The 18,296-nt window shown below is 59.9% G+C and carries 17 protein-coding genes; 11 read left to right on the forward strand and 6 right to left on the reverse strand.

Annotation, left to right across the window (positions count from 1 at the left end; genetic code table 11):
- Nucleotides 1–248 precede the first annotated feature (248 nt).
- The 4 genes from LRS56_15375 to LRS56_15390 form a co-directional block, all read right to left on the reverse strand.
- Complete coding sequence (locus tag LRS56_15375; GenBank protein ID WDU60306.1) at nucleotides 249–830, reverse strand: HupE/UreJ family protein; 582 nt, start codon at nucleotides 828–830, stop codon at nucleotides 249–251.
- Nucleotides 831–905: 75 nt separating this feature from the next.
- On the reverse strand, nucleotides 906–2,441 hold the full coding sequence (locus tag LRS56_15380) for an amidase (GenBank protein ID WDU60307.1): 1,536 nt from the start codon (nucleotides 2,439–2,441) through the stop codon (nucleotides 906–908).
- 213 nt (nucleotides 2,442–2,654) lie between these two features.
- Entirely contained in the window at nucleotides 2,655–3,287 is a 633-nt protein-coding gene (locus tag LRS56_15385) for an ANTAR domain-containing protein (GenBank protein WDU60308.1), read from the reverse strand.
- Nucleotides 3,284–4,432, reverse strand: a complete 1,149-nt coding sequence (locus tag LRS56_15390; GenBank protein ID WDU60309.1) for a transporter substrate-binding domain-containing protein — start codon at nucleotides 4,430–4,432, stop codon at nucleotides 3,284–3,286. Before LRS56_15390 ends, LRS56_15385 begins: the two co-directional genes overlap by 4 nt.
- Before the next feature lie 650 nt (nucleotides 4,433–5,082).
- On the opposite strand from LRS56_15390, the gene urtA reads away from it, so the two are divergent.
- The 11 genes from urtA to LRS56_15445 all read left to right on the forward strand — a co-directional run bounded on the left by urtA (nucleotide 5,083) and on the right by LRS56_15445 (nucleotide 15,050).
- Complete coding sequence (gene urtA / locus LRS56_15395; protein WDU60310.1) at nucleotides 5,083–6,264, forward strand: urea ABC transporter substrate-binding protein; 1,182 nt, start codon at nucleotides 5,083–5,085, stop codon at nucleotides 6,262–6,264.
- 79 nt (nucleotides 6,265–6,343) lie between these two features.
- Nucleotides 6,344–7,246, forward strand: coding sequence for an urea ABC transporter permease subunit UrtB (urtB, locus tag LRS56_15400; GenBank protein WDU60311.1), 903 nt, complete (start codon nucleotides 6,344–6,346; stop codon nucleotides 7,244–7,246).
- Between the two features lies 1 nt (nucleotide 7,247).
- Nucleotides 7,248–8,396, forward strand: a complete 1,149-nt coding sequence (urtC, locus tag LRS56_15405) for an urea ABC transporter permease subunit UrtC (protein ID WDU60312.1) — start codon at nucleotides 7,248–7,250, stop codon at nucleotides 8,394–8,396.
- Complete coding sequence (gene urtD, locus LRS56_15410) at nucleotides 8,393–9,130, forward strand: urea ABC transporter ATP-binding protein UrtD (protein ID WDU60313.1); 738 nt, start codon at nucleotides 8,393–8,395, stop codon at nucleotides 9,128–9,130. The genes urtC and urtD overlap by 4 nt, the downstream gene beginning before the upstream one ends.
- A gap of 2 nt (nucleotides 9,131–9,132) precedes the next feature.
- Entirely contained in the window at nucleotides 9,133–9,822 is a 690-nt protein-coding gene (gene urtE, locus LRS56_15415; GenBank protein WDU60314.1) for an urea ABC transporter ATP-binding subunit UrtE, read from the forward strand.
- Nucleotides 9,823–9,845: 23 nt separating this feature from the next.
- Complete coding sequence (ureE, locus tag LRS56_15420; GenBank protein ID WDU60315.1) at nucleotides 9,846–10,286, forward strand: urease accessory protein UreE; 441 nt, start codon at nucleotides 9,846–9,848, stop codon at nucleotides 10,284–10,286.
- On the forward strand, nucleotides 10,283–11,038 hold the full coding sequence (locus tag LRS56_15425; GenBank protein ID WDU60316.1) for an urease accessory protein UreF: 756 nt from the start codon (nucleotides 10,283–10,285) through the stop codon (nucleotides 11,036–11,038). The genes ureE and LRS56_15425 overlap by 4 nt, the downstream gene beginning before the upstream one ends.
- 45 nt (nucleotides 11,039–11,083) lie before the next feature.
- On the forward strand, nucleotides 11,084–11,779 hold the full coding sequence (locus tag LRS56_15430) for an urease subunit beta (GenBank protein WDU60317.1): 696 nt from the start codon (nucleotides 11,084–11,086) through the stop codon (nucleotides 11,777–11,779).
- Between the two features lie 3 nt (nucleotides 11,780–11,782).
- A complete protein-coding gene (gene ureC, locus LRS56_15435; protein ID WDU60318.1) occupies nucleotides 11,783–13,495 on the forward strand; it encodes an urease subunit alpha in 1,713 nt (570 codons plus the stop codon).
- Nucleotides 13,496–13,521: 26 nt separating this feature from the next.
- Nucleotides 13,522–14,175: an urease accessory protein UreG gene (gene ureG, locus LRS56_15440; GenBank protein WDU60319.1), complete on the forward strand. Its 654-nt coding sequence runs from the start codon at nucleotides 13,522–13,524 to the stop codon at nucleotides 14,173–14,175.
- Nucleotides 14,172–15,050 (forward strand): urease accessory protein UreD, encoded by an 879-nt coding sequence (locus tag LRS56_15445; GenBank protein ID WDU60320.1) that lies wholly within the window; start codon nucleotides 14,172–14,174, stop codon nucleotides 15,048–15,050. Before ureG ends, LRS56_15445 begins: the two co-directional genes overlap by 4 nt.
- 247 nt (nucleotides 15,051–15,297) lie before the next feature.
- On the opposite strand, the gene LRS56_15450 is transcribed toward LRS56_15445, so the two are convergent.
- Both LRS56_15450 and LRS56_15455 read right to left on the reverse strand, forming a co-directional pair.
- Nucleotides 15,298–16,599, reverse strand: a complete 1,302-nt coding sequence (locus LRS56_15450; protein ID WDU60321.1) for an outer membrane protein transport protein — start codon at nucleotides 16,597–16,599, stop codon at nucleotides 15,298–15,300.
- Between the two features lie 355 nt (nucleotides 16,600–16,954).
- Nucleotides 16,955–18,295, reverse strand: coding sequence for a TolC family outer membrane protein (locus tag LRS56_15455; protein WDU60322.1), 1,341 nt, complete (start codon nucleotides 18,293–18,295; stop codon nucleotides 16,955–16,957).
- Between the last annotated feature and the right edge of the window lies 1 nt (nucleotide 18,296).

Raw genomic sequence — 18,296 nt, forward strand, 5'->3', positions numbered from 1 at the left:
CGATTGAGTGGCTTTTTCTTAATATTCAGAGCGGGAAACGGGACTCGCATCGGGTGTCCGACCCATTGAAATCCAAGGGGTTTCTTTTCTTGCCGGAGCAAGAAAAGACTCAATTCCGGATCCATTTTCAATGGGTATCAAGAGCACAAAAAAGCACACTCCAAGCCAGGCTATCGGGTCCTACCCATCGCCAACCGGGTCTCATTAGCGGGTTGTACTGCTGGCGTACTCTAGCTTAAGAAAGGAACTTAAAACGCCAGTAACAGAGCACCCGCGCCAGCCGAAAACAGGCCGACAGTGCGAATGAGCATTGCGCCACCGATTGGCGTCCATCGCGCCAAGCCATAGCCGGTTGCGTGCAACGCCGATGTCGCTGCGACAAACCCGACGGCATACCACGCAGGGCTGGCCATCTGCGGTAATTCAATGCCATGGGCAATGCCGTGCGCCAGCCCGGCCAGCCCGGTGATGACGATACTGACAGCCATCGGCGGACTCGCAGCTACGGCAACCAGCAAACCCAAGGCAAGTACCGAGGCAGCAATACCGTTTTCCAGATATGGCACCGAAAACCCGTCAAAACCCAACAATCCACCCAATAACATGCAGCTCACAAAGGCCACCGGCAACTTCCACCTGGCACTGCCCTTCTGCTGCGCAGCCCACAACCCCACTGCAAACATCGCCAACAGGTGGTCAATTCCGGTCAACGGGTGAGTCACACCTGCCATCAGACCTGACTCATCATGGCCGGGATGGGCAAATGCCAAAGCCGGCATTACACAAAGTGCAGTGCAAATAATCACACGCGCAGATTGAATTTTTCTCATGAAAGGCTCCTTGGGTCAGTCACCAAACCCAGTCGCCAGCAAACGTATTTGCCGGCGCATGGGCAGACAATAGGTTTACAGCACCGGGGGTTTAGGGAAGGTGCCACGGGCCTGTTCGTAGGCCTGAGCAACGCGCAACGCGAGGGCGTCCTGGAAACGCGGGGCGACGATCATCATGGCTACCGGCAACCCGTCCGCAAGCCCCGCCGGGATCGACGTCGCGGGGTGCCCCGTGAGGTCAAACGGTGCGGTATTGGCGAGCATGTCCAGCGCACTGCGTACGTACTCCTCGACGGGCGCATCCGCCGCGGTCAACGGCGTGGCTACGAACGGCATGGTGGGCATTACCAATACATCAAAATCCTTGAATGCCTCGTCGTACTGGCGCGTCAGCTCCGGTACCAGCATCCGTGCCTTGGCGTAGTAGGCGCCATGCAGGTGTTTCAGGCTGTAGTGACCGGTCAACGCGACCGCTCGCACGCTGCTGGACAACGCGTCGGCGTGTTCACGGCGTTTTTCGCCGAAGTAACTCATGATGTCCGGGTCGTAATAACCGTCGACGTTCATGCCATAACCATTGCCCTGCAGCATCTGATACGCCGCGCCGTCAGTGGCAATCACGTTCCACAGATCCAAAGCCACGCCCGTATGCCACGGAGCACTCGCTTCGCCGACGCTGGCGCCCAGGCTTTCAAGCTGGGCGACCGCCGCCTTGACCAGTGCATCCACCTGCGGCTCGGACATTCCCGGGATCGCAAAGCCCTCGCGCAGCACGCCGATTTTCAAGCCGCTAACGCCCTGCTCCAGTGTCGCGAGGCAGTTAACCGCCGGCGGATTTTTCTGCCGCGAATCAAGCCCGTCGACCCCCGCAATGACGTCGAGCATCACTGCCACATCGCGCACGTTATTGGCCATCGGGCCCACGTGATCGATGGTTCGCTCAATCGGGAACGCCCCGGTGTAAGGCACCAGGCCGTAAGTCGGTTTGTGACCTACGATGCCGCTCCAGGCTGACGGCATCCGGATCGAGCCGCCCTGATCGCCGCCGATGGCCATGTCGACTTGGCCAAGCGCCACCAGCACCGCGCTACCGCTGGACGAGCCGCCTGCATTGCGCGTCAAGTCCCACGGGTTTTTAACCGGGCCACTGGCGGAGGTGAAACTTGCTCCAGAAAAGCACAGGTCTTCACATACCGACTTGCCGACCACCGTGGCCCCGGCCGCCAGCAAGCGTTTGACCACGGTGGCATCTTCGGATGGGATATAACCGTCCAGGCTCAATGAGCCGTTAGCCATGGGGACGCCAGCCACCGACACGTTGTCCTTGATGACCACGGTCTTGCCGGCGAGTGGTCCTTGCGCGGCTCCGACGATTCGGGTTTTCACGTACCACGCGCCGTGCAGGTTGTCTGCCTCGGCGGCTTTGCTGTATTCGCGCTCAGGCGGTTGCTGCGCGACGTTGGCGGCGTACAGCGCATCGATGGTTTCATAGGAGTTCAATGTTTCGTCGGCCAGGTTGAGGAATGCCTCCATCTGGCTATCCGTCAGGTGATAACCGTGGTCTTCGGCGGCAATCAGAAAATCAGCTTTACTGGGGCGTTTTACGGACATGGTGTTCTCCAAGTGACGTTAAGAACCACCCGATATCGGGCGATCATTGACTCGAACCGGCAGTGCCCAATGCACAGGTTACGGCTCGCTCCGGAGGACTCCATTGTCCACGCCGGTCGCCACGCGGTGATCCATACCTGCCAAGGGAGGCGTATGGCAAACGTCCACGCAGAAGAGGATCAAGCCCTCACTGGCTTGATGCTCAAAGGCTGTTCAGGAACAGGCTTGTCGCAACAACTCGTGGGCCTTGACCAGCGCTTCGGCGATTTTTTCCACCGGTTCGCGCTTGGCCATGGCTTGATCCCGCAAGGCGTTATAGGCATCGGTCTCTGACATGCCCTTGGTTTCGATGAGGATTATTTTGGCCTGCTGCACGGTGCGCATTACCGCCATGCGCCCTTCCAGGCGCTTGACGTGCCTTTCCCGTTCACGAGCCTTGCGTGACTGACTGAGCGTGATTGCCAAAGCGGTCAGCAAACCGAACGACTTGACTGGCGAAGGAATGACAGAGCAAGCGTTCAGTTGCACCAATGCCTCGACGATGATCGGGTTCTCATAGGCAATCACCGGAATGATCGGCGGCGTGCTGGCGTGCAGCAGCCAAGGCGTATTGGTCGACAGGCTTTCCGGCGACACCGCCAACACGATCACGTCAACCTCGGCAGTCAAGCGCTCCGGAATCGGCCATTGCACACGCACCTGACAACCGATGCGCTGCAACTGTTCGATCAGGTTGCGCCCATCATCGTCATCGGGGTGCATCACCAATACGCTGACGTCGCGCAGGTCCTTGATGCCCCCGGCACCGTCGTTGCGCAGGCGTTTCTTGGCGGCGCGCAAGGTCATGGACGTCTCCCCACCGAACCGGACCATTCATTGAAATTGGGTGCAATGGCATAAGGGTCAGGCTTGAGTGCACCCTGGCTCTCGTAAAGGATGTCGAACTGGCCCTCGACATTGGCCCGGCCGATCCGCGAAAACAGGTAGGTATGGTGATTGTTGGCATCAACCCGGATGCGTCCTTGTGGCGCTTCGAATTCCAGCCCGCGCATGGCCTGCAGCACATCCTCCACTTCAGTGCTGCCCGCTCTGACGATCGCCTTGGCCAGCAAGTGCACCTGAAAGTACGCCGCCTCCCAGCAACGGTCGGTGACCTGGTGTTGACCAAACAACTCGCGGTATTGGGCGATGCATTGGCGGTTGGTCGGCGTGTCCACCGACTGAAAATACGTAGCCGCCGAAATATGCCCTGCGCCCAGATGAACCCCCATTTGCTTGATGTCGGTTTCGCTGGTCGTCAGGCTCGCAATCGGCATCACTGCCGGGTCAAAGCCTGCGTCGGCGTAGGCCTGGTACAAATGCCCCATGGTTTCGCCAACGACCGTCGAGAAAATAAACGAGGGTTTGAGCTCCTTGGCCTTGACCATCAACTTGGCAAAATCTTCGGGACGTGCGTTTTTCAGCGGCAGGTAATACTCGCCCAGCTTGGTGCCGCCACGCTCGTACAACAGGTCGCTCATCAAGCGATTGGTTTCGTACGGGTAGACGTATTCGGAACCGATCATCAACACGCGATTGCCGAAGTTGTCGAGCATGTAATTGCCCAGCGGTAACGCATTGTGATTCGGTGTAGCACCGGTGTAGATGATATTGCGCGAATACTCGAAACCTTCGTAATACACCGGGTACAGCAACAGCGCGTCGTAACGCTCAACAATCGGCAATGCCGCCTTACGAGCCGCCGAGGTGTAGCAACCAAAGAAAAACCGCAGGTGTTCTTCGCGGATAAGCGCTTCGATGTGCATGGCGTACAGCGCAGGCGTTGAATCGGGGTTGCGGGTGATCAACTGCAGCGGGCGACCATCGACTCCGCCTGCCGCATTGATCTGTGCAATTGCGAACTGCGCGCCGCGCATCGTCGAGCCCTCGGCAGCCGCCGTGACACCGGTATCGGAAAACAGACCGCCTATGCGGATCGACTGGTCAACCATGCCTATAAACCTTGTTCAACGTGAGAAAAGACACCCGCGCGTGGATGGGGGTCTGGAGGCCTGTGCAAAAAATGATTGAGCGAGACGCCGTATAACGCAACGGCTGCTCTCAGGCGGGTTGTGCCTGGGGCTGGCGCGACAACACTGTCAGGGCCAGTCATGCGAGGGGCCTTCCACACCTGCCGAGGATGGGCGTGTGACAAGGGACCCTGCGAGGGTGTTGCCTTGCGCTCATGCAGATAGTGGGCCACCCGCAATGGGCGACCTGCACGCGTGGCGCAGGCCGGGTTCAATCCTTGCCTTGGAGCCAACTCATGCCGCCCAGACACTCACGGTATTGGTGCATTTATGCTGCATTCGCGCCAAAGCAGCGCAGCCCGGTAACACTCGGCAATAGATGCACAAGTCACTCGTCCCCGCCTTCAACTGCCCGGAAAGCGCCTTGGTCGCAATTGGCACTGCCCTTGCTATAACTCTCCTGAGACATCGCGCCAGCTGTTTGCCCTACGCCCCCTTGGCAGGTAGGGAAGCACCTCGCGTACGACTGGATCGGACACAGCTGTCCCGCCAGATTCGGCACAAGAAGCCTGATTTCCCGACTATTGATTTAGCCGGGATGTCGGGCTTTTTTTATTCCTGGAGAGAAGTGAATGCACAACGACAAACGCCGTTTGATCAAGCATGCCCTGCTGCTGGGCGCCTTCAGCCTGTTGCCGTTTTCCCTGGTCAGTCAGGTGCAGGCAGCCGACACCGTGAAGGTCGGCATCATCCACTCGCTCACCGGCACCATGGCCATGAGTGAGGCCTCGGTGGTGGATGCGGAAAAACTCGCCATCGACGAAATCAACGCCAGTGGTGGCGTGCTCGGCAAGACCATCGAACCGATCGTCGAGGACGGCGCCAGCGATTGGCCGACCTTCGCCGAGAAGGCGCGCAAGCTGTTGGAAAACGATCACGTTGTCGCTACGTTCGGCGCCTACACCTCAGCGTCGCGTAAAGCGGTGTTGCCGGTGTTCGAACGCAACAAGGCGTTGCTGTATTACCCGACGTTCTATGAAGGCCTGGAAAAATCCCCGGCGATCATCTACACCGGCGCGGAAGCATCGCAGCAAACCCTGGCCGCCGTCAGTTGGTTGATGGCCAACAAAGGCAAGACCGTCTACCTCGTCGGCTCCGACTATATCTGGCCGCGCACCACCAACAAGCTGGCGCGGGCGTCGGTGACCAAACAGGGCGGATCCATCGTGGGTGAGGATTACCTGCCCCTGGGCAACATCGAGTTCTCCTCGGTGATCAACAAAATCAAGGCCGCCAAGCCCGACATCGTGCTGTCGACCATCGTCGGTGGCTCAAACGTGGCGTTCTACAAACAACTCAAGGCCGCGGGCATCGACAGCAGCAACCAGACGCTGATGGCGCTGGCCGTCACCGAGGAAGAGGTCACCGGCATCGGCGCCGAAAACCTCACCGGCTTTCTCACGTGCATGAGCTACTTCCAGAGCCTGAAAAACCCGGTCAACGAGAAATTCGTCGCCGCCTTCAAGGCCCGCTATGGCGAGAAACGCGTGGTCGGCGACCCAATGGCTGCCGCGTACACCGCCGTGTACCTGTGGAAAAAAGCCGTGGAAAAAGCCGGCAGTTTCGACGTCCCGGCCGTGATCGCCGCGTCCTCGGAGCTGACCCTAGACGCGCCTGAAGGCGAGGTCAAAGTGCACAAGGACAACCACCACCTGTGGAAGCGCGCGCGCATCGGCACCATCAACGCCCAGGGTCAGGTTGACGTGATCTACGAGTCTGCGCCCATCGAGCCCAACCCTTTCCCGAAACTGTGATGCAGGGTCGGGCGCGATCTGACTCGCGCCCTCTCCCGCCCACGCGGTCCGCCAACGTGCAGCGACAGGTAGCGACGCAATGACTTTCGATATTTTGGTGATGCAGGTCTTCAGCGGGTTCTCGCTGTTCTCGGTGTTGGTGCTGATGGCCCTGGGGCTGACCATCGTATTTGGCCTGATGGGTGTCATCAACATGGCCCACGGCGAGTTGATGGCAATGGGGTCTTACATGACCTACGTCACGTCGGTTGTGTTTGCGCGCTACTTTCCCGACTACATGGGCTGGTATTTCGTGATCGGCATCGGCGTGGCCTTCGTCGTGACCTTCGCGTTTGGTTTCCTGCTCGAACGCTGCTTTATTCGCTTCATGTACAACCGCCCGCTCGACACGCTTCTGGCCACCTGGGGCCTTTCGCTGGTACTGCAGCAGGTGTTCCGCCAGGTCTTCGGGCCCAAGGAAGTCAGCGTGCCCACGGTGCAATGGCTGCAAGGTGCCTGGAAGATCAGCGAAGGCCTGGAACTGCCGCTCAACCGGATTTTCATCATTGGCCTGACACTGGTCATCGCCGGCGCCGTGTTTCTGTTTTTGTACCGCAGCCGCTGGGGTTTGCGTATCCGCGCGGTGACTCAGAACCGCGCCATGGCCGGGGCGGCCGGCATCAACACTGCCCGCGTCGATGCGGTCACCTTTGCCCTGGGCTGCGGGCTGGCCGGGATCGCCGGCAGCTCGTTCACCATGCTGGCCTCGACCGGCCCGGTGAGCGGCCAGCAGTACCTGGTCGACACCTTCATCGTCGTGGTGTTTGGCGGAGTGGAGAGCTTGCTGGGCACCTTTCTGTCGGCCTTCGCCATCGGCCAGACGCAGATTTCGCTGGAGTACCTCACCACCGGCTCCATGGCCAAAGCCATCACGCTGCTGGTGGTGATCGTGCTGCTGTTCTTCCGCCCCAACGGCCTGTTCGCCGCGAAAGTGAGACGCTGAGATGAACGATATGACTGAGACGCCCCTCACCCGTTCCAGCACTTCGACGCCGACCCCGCGCCGGCTGCGCGCCGGGTTGCTGCCATTGCTCGAGCGCCACAGCCTGATCTGGCTGTCGCTCCTGTTGCTGGTGATATTGCCCCTGAGCCTGGGCGACTTTCGCCTGGGCCTGGCCGGCAAATACCTGAGCCTGGCGTTTTGCGCCGTGGGAATGGTGATGATCTGGGGGTACGGCGGGATACTCAGCCTGGGTCAGGGCATCTTCTTTGGCCTTGGCAGCTACATGATGGCGATGTATCTGAAACTGGAAGCCACGGCCACCGACGAAGCGGCGAGCGCGCTCGCCGCCTTCTACGGCTCGGCGTTGCCGGACTTCATGATCTGGAACAGCGTCGACGCTCTGCCCTGGTGGTGGAAACCTTTCGAGTCAGCGACATTCACCTTTGCGGCGATCCTCATCCTCCCGGCATTGCTCGCATTTGTGTTCAGCTACGCGTACTTCAAGAAGCGCGTAGGCGGCGTGTACTTCTCGATCATCACCCTGTCGTTGGCAGCGATCATGTCAATCATGATCATCGGCCAGCAAGGCTACACCGGCGGGGTCAACGGCCTGACCGACTTCAAGACCGCCTTTGGCCTGAGCCTGCAAACGCCTCAGACGCCCTGGATTCTGTACCTGATCACCAGCCTGTTGCTGCTGGGCTGCGTGGCGTTGTGCGGGTTCATCCTGCGCAGCCGGCTGGGCAAAGTAGTGGTGGCGATCCGTGACCGCGAGGACCGCGTACGGTTTTCCGGCTACAACACGGCGCTGTTCAAAGCATTCATCTTTGCCGTGGCGGCGCTGATCTCGGCGCTCGGCGGGGTGATGTTCACCCTGCAGGTCGGCCTTGCGTCGCCGTCGCTGGTGGGCATCATCCCCTCGACCGAAATCGTCATTTACGCTGCCCTTGGCGGGCGTCTGTCGCTGGTCGGTGCGGTGTACGGCACGCTATTGATTGGCGTGGCCAAGACTTATCTGTCGGAAAATTTCGTCAACTTCTGGCAGTACTTCATCGGTTTTCTGTTCATGGGCGTGGTGCTGTTCTTACCGACCGGGCTGGCCGGTTTGCTGCAACGCCTTGGCCACAACAAACAAGAGGTGCAGTCATGAGCGGCCTGTTGCTGAGTGTCGAAGACCTCACGGTGTCGTTCGACGGATTCAAGGCCGTGGACAGCCTTAATTTCTATGTCGAAGAAAACCAGGTGCACGTAGTGATCGGTCCTAACGGCGCAGGCAAGACCACCCTGCTTGACATGATCTGCGGCAAAACCCGTCCGAGCGCCGGCAGTATCCGTTTCAAGGACCTGCAACTGGCCAACATGATCGAGTACCAGATCACCCGCGCAGGCGTTGGGCGCAAATTCCAGAACCCTTCGGTGTATGAAGACCTCACCGTGCGCGAGAACCTCGACATCTCATCGCCTGGCAAACGCGGCATTTTCAACTGCCTGTTCGCCCGCAAAGACCCGGCCCTTCAAGCAGAGATCGAGCAGACCGCCGAGATGATTTTCCTGCAAGACCAACTGGGGCGCAAAGCCGGGCTGTTGTCCCACGGGCAAAAGCAGTGGCTGGAGATCGGCATGCTGCTGATGCAACGCCCGGAACTGTTGCTGCTGGACGAGCCGGTTGCCGGCATGAGCGCAGGCGAGCGGGAAAAGACCGCCGGCCTGCTCAAGCGCATCGCCAAGGGCCGCGCCATGGTGATCATCGAGCACGACATGGAGTTCGTGAAGTCAGTGGCTGACAAAGTCACCGTCCTGCACCAGGGCAAGACCCTGGCCTACGGCTCGATGGATCAGGTGCAAAACGATCCTCGCGTCATCGACGTCTACCTGGGGCACTGAGCATGCTGACCGTCAATAACCTGAACGTGTATTACGGCGACAGCCATGTGCTGCGCAATCTCGACCTGACCCTCGCACCTGCCGAGTCCCTGGCGATCATGGGCCGCAACGGCATGGGCAAGACCACCCTGCTCAGAAGCCTGGTCGGCATGCTGCCGGCACGTAGCGGCAGCATCACGCTGGCGGGCCAGGAACTCAGCGCCAGCAAGAGCTATGAGCGAGTCGCCGCCGGGGTGGGCTTCGTGCCGCAGGGGCGGATGATTTTTCCGTACCTGACGGTGGAGGAAAACATCCTCACAGGCATGCAGGGCGCCCCAGCCGCATCGATTCCCGACTACATCTACGAGTACTTCCCGGTGCTGTTCGAGATGCGCCGACGCAAAGGCGGCAACCTCTCCGGAGGCCAGCAACAACAGCTGGCGATTGCCCGTGCGTTGGTCTCCAACCCCAAAGTGCTGATCCTGGATGAGCCGACCGAGGGCATTCAGCCCTCGATCATCAAGGACATCGCCCGCGCCCTGAACCTGCTGAAAAAAGAACGGGGGTTTTCGCTGATCGTTTCCGAACAGGTGCTGTCGTTTGCGATGGCGGTGGCCGACCGGTACCTGATCATCGAGAAAGGCGAGTTCGTGCACAGTGAGGTCCGGGAAACCGTCGACCGCGAGCGCATCCTGCGCTACCTGACTATCTGAAACCGGACCTGGGAGCACACACCATGTTGATCCTTGACCGCATTCTGGGCCAGGCCAGCGACCCTGCCCTCGCCGACCGTTTGCATGACCTCAGCCATGCAGGCCAGGTCGAAACGCTCAGCCTGTCGGCCAGCGACATTCAGCGCCACCGCCTGCGCCTTGCCAGTGATCGCGGCACCGACTGTGCGATACGGCTGGAGCGCCATCAGCAACTGCGTAACGGCTCGGTGTTGATGCTCGACGGTCAGCGCGCCATCGTCGTGCAAATGCAGGACGTGCACTTTCTCGACCTGCAACCGCGGGACGCTGCCGCCGCGCTGGAACTGGGGTATTTCGCCGGCAACATGCACTGGGCCGTGCGCTTTGCAGGCACTACGTTGCAGATCCCGCTGAATGGCCCGGAGGCTGATTACCTTGAGCGCCTGGCACCGATGCTCGCGGACGGCCGGGTGCTGCGCCTATGAGCGCCGCACCGGCCGAGTTGCGCAGCAGCCTGTTGGCGCTGCAACAGGCAGACAGTTTTTTCCCCGGTGGCGCGGTGGCGTGGTCGTGGGGGCTGGAAACGCTGGTGGCCGATGCACGCCTGGGGCAGCACGCCGCGATGACCGACCCAGTCCCTGTCAGGCGCCGTCAGCGCAGCCTGCAGAATGATCGCAGCGTTCAGGTACGGGCCTTCGTCGAAGGGCAGTTACGCCATCGCTGGAACAGTTTTGACCGGGTGTTTCTGTACGCCGCCTGGCACGCAGCAACTGACGTCGCCACCGTGATGGACCTGGACCGTCAGATAGAGGCTCTGACCCTGGCAGAGGAACTGCGCCAGGGCTCACGTCGCGTTGGCCAATCGTTGCTGGGCGTGCATGTCGCGCTCGGTACACCCGGCGCGGCCGCTTACCAGCAACACGTGCTCGCCCGAGCAACGCCGGGGCATTTGCCGGTGCTGCAGGGGCTGCTGTGGAAACGACTCGGCATGCAACTCGATCACTGCCAACTCGCTGCCGCCCATGGGTTATGCACCGGACTGGTCAGCGCCGCTGTGCGCCTGGGCGTCATGGGGCATGTGGATGCGCAGCGGGTGCTCACGGACATCCAGCCCCTGCTGCTGCAACTGCTGGCTCAGGAACCGCTCGTCCTCGACGACGCCAGCGGCTTTACCCCCATGGCCGAGATCGCCGTGATGCGTCACGAAATCCAGGACCTCCGTCTTTTCGCCAATTGAGGTGACGGGCACGAAAATGCCTGCTGCCGACACAGGAGCTTGAACATGCTGCTGACGCCCACCGAACTTGAGCGGCTGACGCTGTACACCGCCGCCGAACTTTCGCGCAAACGCCGCGCCAAAGGGCTGCGCCTGAACTTTCCGGAAGCCTCGGCGCTGATTGCCGATGAGATACTCGAAGGCGCCCGTGAGGGTCGCAGCGTGGCCGAGCTGATCGGTTTCGGCTCGACGCTCCTCAACACTGACGATGTGATGCCTGGCGTGGCCGATCTGCTGCCGGTGCTGCAGGTGGAAGGTACGTTCCCCGATGGCACCAAACTGGTCACCGTGCATCAGCCGATTCGACCGGGGCAGTTGCCGTTGGCTGTCATGCCGACGCCAGGCGAAATCATCTCGCCCGAGTGCGACATACAGCTCAACAGCGGTCGCCCTACGACTACCGTACGGGCCATCAATACCGGCGACCGGCCGGTGCAAATCGGCAGTCACTACCACTTTTTCGAAGTCAACAAAGCGCTGGATTTCCCGCGCGCCGACGCCTTCGGCATGCACCTGGACATTCCAGCCGGCACTGCCGTGCGTTTTGAGCCGGGGGAGCTGCGCGAAGTGCAGCTGGTGCAATTCGGCGGCACGGGCGACATCCACGGTTTCAGCGGTTTGACCAATGGCAATCTGCACGATCCGGCCTGCAAGGCCATCGCGCTCGAACGGGCACGCGCCCAACAGTTCAAGGGGGCGTGACCCATGGCAACGATGACCCGCAAGGAATACGCCGCGATGTACGGCCCCACCACCGGCGACGCCGTGCGCCTGGGAGATACTTCGCTGCTGGCCGAGGTCGAGTTCGACCACTCGGTACCCGGCGATGAATGCCTGCACGGCGGCGGCAAGACACTGCGCGACGGCATGGGCCTGATGCCGGGGCATGACAGCGCAGACGGCGCGCTGGACATGCTGATCTGCAACGCGCTGATCATCGACCCGGTGATCGGCATCGTCAAAGGCGACATCGGCATCAAGGACGGCAAGATCGTGGCCATCGGCAAGGCCGGCAATCCGCAGGTCATGGACGGTGTCCATCCGCAGCTGATCTGCGGCGTCGCAACCACCGTGCGCGACGCTGAAGGCATGATCATTACGCCCGGCGGGATCGATGTGCACGTGCATTTCGACTCCGCGCAACTCTGCGATCACGCGCTGGCGGCGGGCCTGACGACGCTGATCGGCGGCTCGCTCGGGCCGATCACCGTGGGGATCGACTGCGGCGGCGAATGGAACGTCGGCAAGATGCTGCAGGCCTCTGAAGCCTGGCCCATCAATTTCGGCTTTCTCGGCAGGGGCAATTCCAGCAAGCCGGAATCGCTGCTCGGCCAACTGCGTGGTGGTTGCCTGGGGTTGAAGATCCACGAGGACTGGGGCGCGATGCCTGCCGTGATCGATACCTGCCTCAAGGTGGCCGATAAATACGACTTCCAGGTGCAACTACACACCGACACGCTGAATGAATCGGGCTTTCTCGAAGACACACTGGCCGCCATCGGTGACCGCACGATCCACATGTACCACACCGAAGGTGCAGGCGGCGGCCACGCCCCGGACATCATCAGCGTGGCGGGAAAATCCAACTGCATCCCCTCCTCGACCAACCCGACCAATCCGTACACCGTCAACACCTTCGACGAGCATCTGGACATGATCATGGTCTGCCATCACCTCAATCCGGACGTGCCGGAAGACGTGGCGTTCGCGGAATCCAGGGTGCGTCCGCAGACCATCGCCGCCGAAGACATCCTGCACGACACCGGGGCGATTTCGATCCTCGGCTCCGACAGCCAGGGCATGGGGCGCATCAACGAGGTGATCTGCCGCACCTGGCAACTGGCCTCGAAAATGAAAGAGCAACGCGGTCGTTTGCCGGAAGAAAAAACTGCATTGGGCGACAACGAACGCATCAAGCGTTACATCGCCAAGTACACGATCAACGCTGCGCGGGTGTTCGGAATCGACAGTTACATCGGCTCGCTGGAGCCTGGCAAGATCGCTGACCTGGTGCTGTGGCGCCCGGCCTTTTTTGGCATCAAGCCGGAGTTGGTGGTCAAGGGTGGTTTTATCGTGCACGGCGTGATGGGCGACTCGGCAGCCTCGTTGTACACCTGCGAACCGCTGATCATGCGCCCGCAATGGGGGGCCTTTGGTGACGCCAAACAGGCGTTGTCGGTGAATTTCGTCAACCGCCTCGCGGTGGAGGCCAATACCGGCGAGAAGCTGGGCCTGAAAAAAGCCCTGTTGCCGGCCTTCGGCACCCGCACGCTGCGCAAGTCCGACATGCTGCACAACGACGCCTGCCCGGACATTCGCGTCGACCCTCAGACCTTCGATGTGTACGCCGACGGAGAGCGCCTGACCTGCGAGCCGGTCAGCGAAGTGCCCTTGGCCCAGCGTTACATGCTGCGCTGATCACAGCCAATAAAAGGAACCTGATAATGAGCACTGCATTCAATGCCGTAACGCAGCCGCAAGCCCATCCCGGTGCCGCGCGCGTCGGGATCGGCGGCCCGGTCGGTTCGGGCAAGACACGCCTGCTGGAGCAACTGATTCCGCGCTTCATCGCACGCGGCACCGAGCTGGCCATCATCACCAACGACCTGGCGACCCGCGAGGACGCCGAACGGGTGCAGCGCAGCGGCCTGATCGACCCACAACGGGTGCTCGCGGTGGAAACCGGCGCCTGCCCGCACACGGCGATCCGTGAAGACCCGACGCTGAACCTGCAAATGGCCGATGAACTGGAAGCGCGATTCGAGAACCTGGACCTGATCCTGATTGAGTCCGGCGGCGATAACCTGGCCTCGACCTTCTCGTTGGATCTGGTGGATTACTGGATCTTTGTCATTGATGTCGCCGGCGGCGATGACATCCCGCGCAAACGAGGGCCTGGCGTATTGAGCTGTGATCTGCTGGTGGTCAACAAATACGATCTGGCGCCCTATGTGGGCGTTGATCTGCCACGCATGCGTCGCGAATCAGCCGAAGCCCGCAACGGCCGGCCCGTGCTGTTCACCAACTGCGCTACGGGTGACGGGGTCGACGCGGTAGTCGACGCCATCAGCCGTGCCGTGTTGTTTGACCGACCATGAACGCGTCGCAGGAGCTGTTTCGACCGTTGAGTGGCCCACCCAAGGCATCGTCGCAGGTACAGGCCCGGATTGCCTTCAGCAAAGCGCCGTCGGGAGCCAGTTACATCAGCGAGCAGCAGGTAGGCTATCCCTTTCATCTGGGCCGTACGCTCAAGCTGCCGGATGACCCGAAAGGCATGGCCGCCGTGTATGTGCAGTCGTGCTCGGGCGGGATTTTCGCAGGGCAGGATTTACAGATGTACCTGCATGCCGGGCCGGACACTCAAGTCCATGTCAGCACTGGCGCAGCGACGGTAGCGCACAGCATGCTCGAGCAATCGGCACGCCAGACCGTCAGCCTTACCGCCGAACGCGGAGCACTACTGGAGTACCTGCCAATGGCGACGATCCTGTTTCCCCAGGCAAAACTGCACAGTCAGGTAAGGGTGAATCTGCACCCAGGCGCCAGGGTGATGCTGTGCGACGCGTTTTGCCTGCACACTCCTCAAGACAGTGCAGGCCTCTTCGATTTCTACCGCGCCGACCTGGAAGTGCGCTGCTCGGCAGGCCGCTTACTGGCCGGCGATCGCCTGGCGCTGAGCGGGCAAGACCTACTGCGGCAATTACCGGGCGTCAGTCATACCTTCCAGACCCTGGCGACATTTATGCTTGTGGGTCAGGGCTTACCTGTCGAAGCGTTGAAAACAGCCTTGCGTAATGCCCTGCCCACTCACCCCGACAGCTACTTGGGTGTCAGCGCGTTGCCCAACGATTGCGGGGTTTCATTACGCATCATGTCCCTTGATGCCGTATCACTGCGCAACAGCCTTCACAAAGCGTGGGCGTGTGTGCGCGAGCATCTGACCGGCGTGGCACCGCGTATACGTCGCAAATGAGCGCTGATGCCGCTTTCTCACTGCATCCATTACGCACCTCACGCTTGAAAACGTAAGTCGTTTGAATCTTAAGCACAGTAAGCGTGCGAACTAAACCGCTTGCAGCTCAAGCCTTAATATTTATTAACCGCTGATTGACACGCTGCCGGTCAAAAGCCGTTGGGTCGTATCTAGCGCGCGCCAGTGCACCACTGAAAAAACCCCGCCTCCCTTGCAGGAGAGCGGGGCTTTTTGTGGGTGCGCTGGATCAGAACTTATACGTTATGCCCAGGCCGAAACCGTTGGAGCTGTTTTCGTACTTGGCGTTGTAGGACGAACCCAAAGCGTTAGCCCTTTTGATCTTGACCGGTTCTTCCTTGAGGTAAGAGTAAGCCAGGTCTACGGTCATATTATCCATCACGGCGTAGCCCAAGCCCAAGCTGAAAATGGTTCGATCACCGGTAGGAATTCGTGGCGAACGGTCAGTATTGTTGGTGGGTGACTGGTCGAAGGTCAGGCCGGTGCGCACAACAACCTGTTTAGTGAGTCGATACGAGGTACCCAGAGCGTAAGCCCAAGTATCATGCCAGTTCTGTGGTTCTAAAATCTGACCGACGATTCGAGGTGCGAGTGCGCCGTTCGCTGTAGTCACACCTTCGTTGTTGATTGTAATCTCTTTGAGGCGGCTCCAACGAGTCCAAGTCGCACCGCCATACAGTTTCCAGGCATCGCTAAGGTCTTGAGTGACCGAGGCATCCCACGATTCAGGGGTGTCAATTTTCAACGAAGCATCGTAACGGCCTGCACGCAGGTAAGCAGCTGGAACTCGGGTTCCAGGCGTCACTTCAGTATGGCCTTCGAGCTTGTATTTCACCTTCGAGTGGTAAGTCAGGCCGACCCGCGTTGTGTCAGTGGCTTGCACCAGGATACCGGCGTTGAAGCCAAGAGCTGTGTCGTCACCTTTGATTTTAACCTTGCTGTCTCCGGTGCCGGCGAGCCCTGGGAGCGGTAACAATGCCAGACTTGGCCGAGACTCAAGGTCGCCGACAATCCGATTGATAGTCGGACCAAAACCGATCGAAACCTTGTCATTGAAGGCGTAGCTGACGGTCGGTTGGAAGGTAATAACCGACACTTCGCTCTTGCTACCAAAAGCACGGCCTTGGAAACTGTTTTCGTAATCTGTCTTCAAGCCGAATGGAGCGTAAACGCCGAAGCCGATAGCCCACTGGTCGTTAAGTCTGTTGGTGTAGAAGCCGAACGGGACTCCGATCAAAGGCACCATGTCACCTTTGTTGCTGCCCGACGAACGCCCCCCAGTGTCCTTGATATCGGTAGACCCGTCGATGAATGCAACACCGCCCGTAACCTGCTGGCCTTGCAGGCGAGCCATACCGGCGGGGTTACCATAAACAGTGCTTGCATTATCAGCAGATGAAGAGCGGCCTGCGAAACCTATCCCCATCCCAGCGACGTCTTGTTCGTTTAGGGCAAAGCCACTTGCGAAGACGTGGGAAGCTGCCATAGCTACGGCAAGGCTAAGTGTAGTGTTGAGCATTACTTTTTTCATTATTATAACTCCGAGTGATCACCGCTTTGAAAAACATCAATGCCTTCAAGATTGCGCCATAGTTTAAAACGTCGAACACAAGGACATTTCCAGGACAATCCGGCGAAACTTTTTGACAACTATTTGAATTTTCCCGAACAACTTCCAGTAAGTCTTCCTGTCTCGGCGCCGATTACAGGTCGGGCATTACGAATTGCGTCACGGAAGACTGAATCCACCCTTTAACTGCAACGCCCGTGGCACTACCCACACCGTTCGATGGCAGGGTGAATACAATGTGGCTGACGTCTACGCTTGCACCCACTGCATCAACTTTGCATATATATATGACTTCAGCGAACCAACTTTGAGCTATTTATGGTCTGGCGCTCGATACAAATGCTTCGTCGACCTTGGCCAGGTCGGTATCGCGCAAATTACCCGCGTAGTAATGCAATTTGGTCCAGGCCATCAAATAGTCGTAGCGCGCCTGGGCCAGGTCGCGGCGCGTGCTGTAGAGCTGCTGCTCGGCGTTCAACGCATCAAGGTTGACCCGCTCGCCGCCGAGGATGCTTTGTTTGGTCGACACCACCAGCGCTTCCGCTGACGCCAGGGCCTTTTGATAGGCGCGCAATTTGCTCACCCCCGACAGGCAGGCGCTGAACTGCCGACGCAGTTCGATCAGGGTTTCGCGGGTCTTGCCTTCCAATTCGTACTCGGCCTGCTCCATGGCGCGGCTAGCCTGGCGGGTGGAGGCAGAGATGCCGCCACCGGCATACAGCGGCAGGCTGACTTCAATCCCGATGGTGTTGGTGTCGTAGCGCTGGTTGTAGGTGTTGCCGCTGTCAGACTCCTGCTGGCGTGAACTGGCATAGGCGGTGACCTTGGGCAAATGCCCGGCACGGTTGCGTTCCACTTCATAACGCGCCACTTCCAGCGCCTGGCGTTGGGACGCGAGCGTGGGGTTATTGCTGATCGCCAGTTCATGCCAAGTGTCGTAGCTGGCCGGTGCCAGGGTGAACGCGGCGAAATCCTGGTTCAACGGCGCGAGGTCGTGGATGTTGACGCTCTGTACGCCAATCAATGCGCCCAGTTCACGCAGCGAAGCATCCTGTTCATCCAGCGCCTGGATCTCTTCGGCCGTCGCCAGCTCATAGCGCGACTCGGCTTCGAGAATATCGGTGCGCGTGCCCTCGCCTTGCTGGAACAGGTGCTGGTTTTGCTGAAACTGCTGCTCGAATGCCTTCTTCTTGGCGCGGGCAATGTCGATCTGGTCCTGGGCAAACAGCGCCTGGGTGTAATAGCTCAGCACCCGCACCAGCAGCGCCTGGCTCTTGTCGCGAAAGCTTTCATCGGCGAACAGCGCCTGGGCCACGCCTTTGCGGTAGTTGGCGTAGGCTTCGTAGTCGAACAGCGGCTGTTGCAGGCTGAAGGTCGAGCCGTAGCTGTTGTAGCTGCGGTCGTCGTGATAATTGCCGCCGCGCCCGTCCGGCAGAGTGGCCTGGGAGTTGTTGCGGCCCTTGTTGTAGTTATAGGACAGCCTGGGCAGCAGGCCGGCGCGGCCGATGGTGCGGTTTTCCAGGCCTGCGTCGCGCTCCTTGATGGCGCCCAGGAATACCGGATCATTGCGCAGGGCCTGCTCATACACATCGAACGGGCCCATGGCGGCCTGGGCATTGGCGCAGGTCAACAGCAAGGCGATAAGCAAGCGTTTCATG

Source organism: Pseudomonas poae (genome assembly GCA_028869255.1).
GTDB lineage: Bacteria > Pseudomonadota > Gammaproteobacteria > Pseudomonadales > Pseudomonadaceae > Aquipseudomonas > Aquipseudomonas poae_C.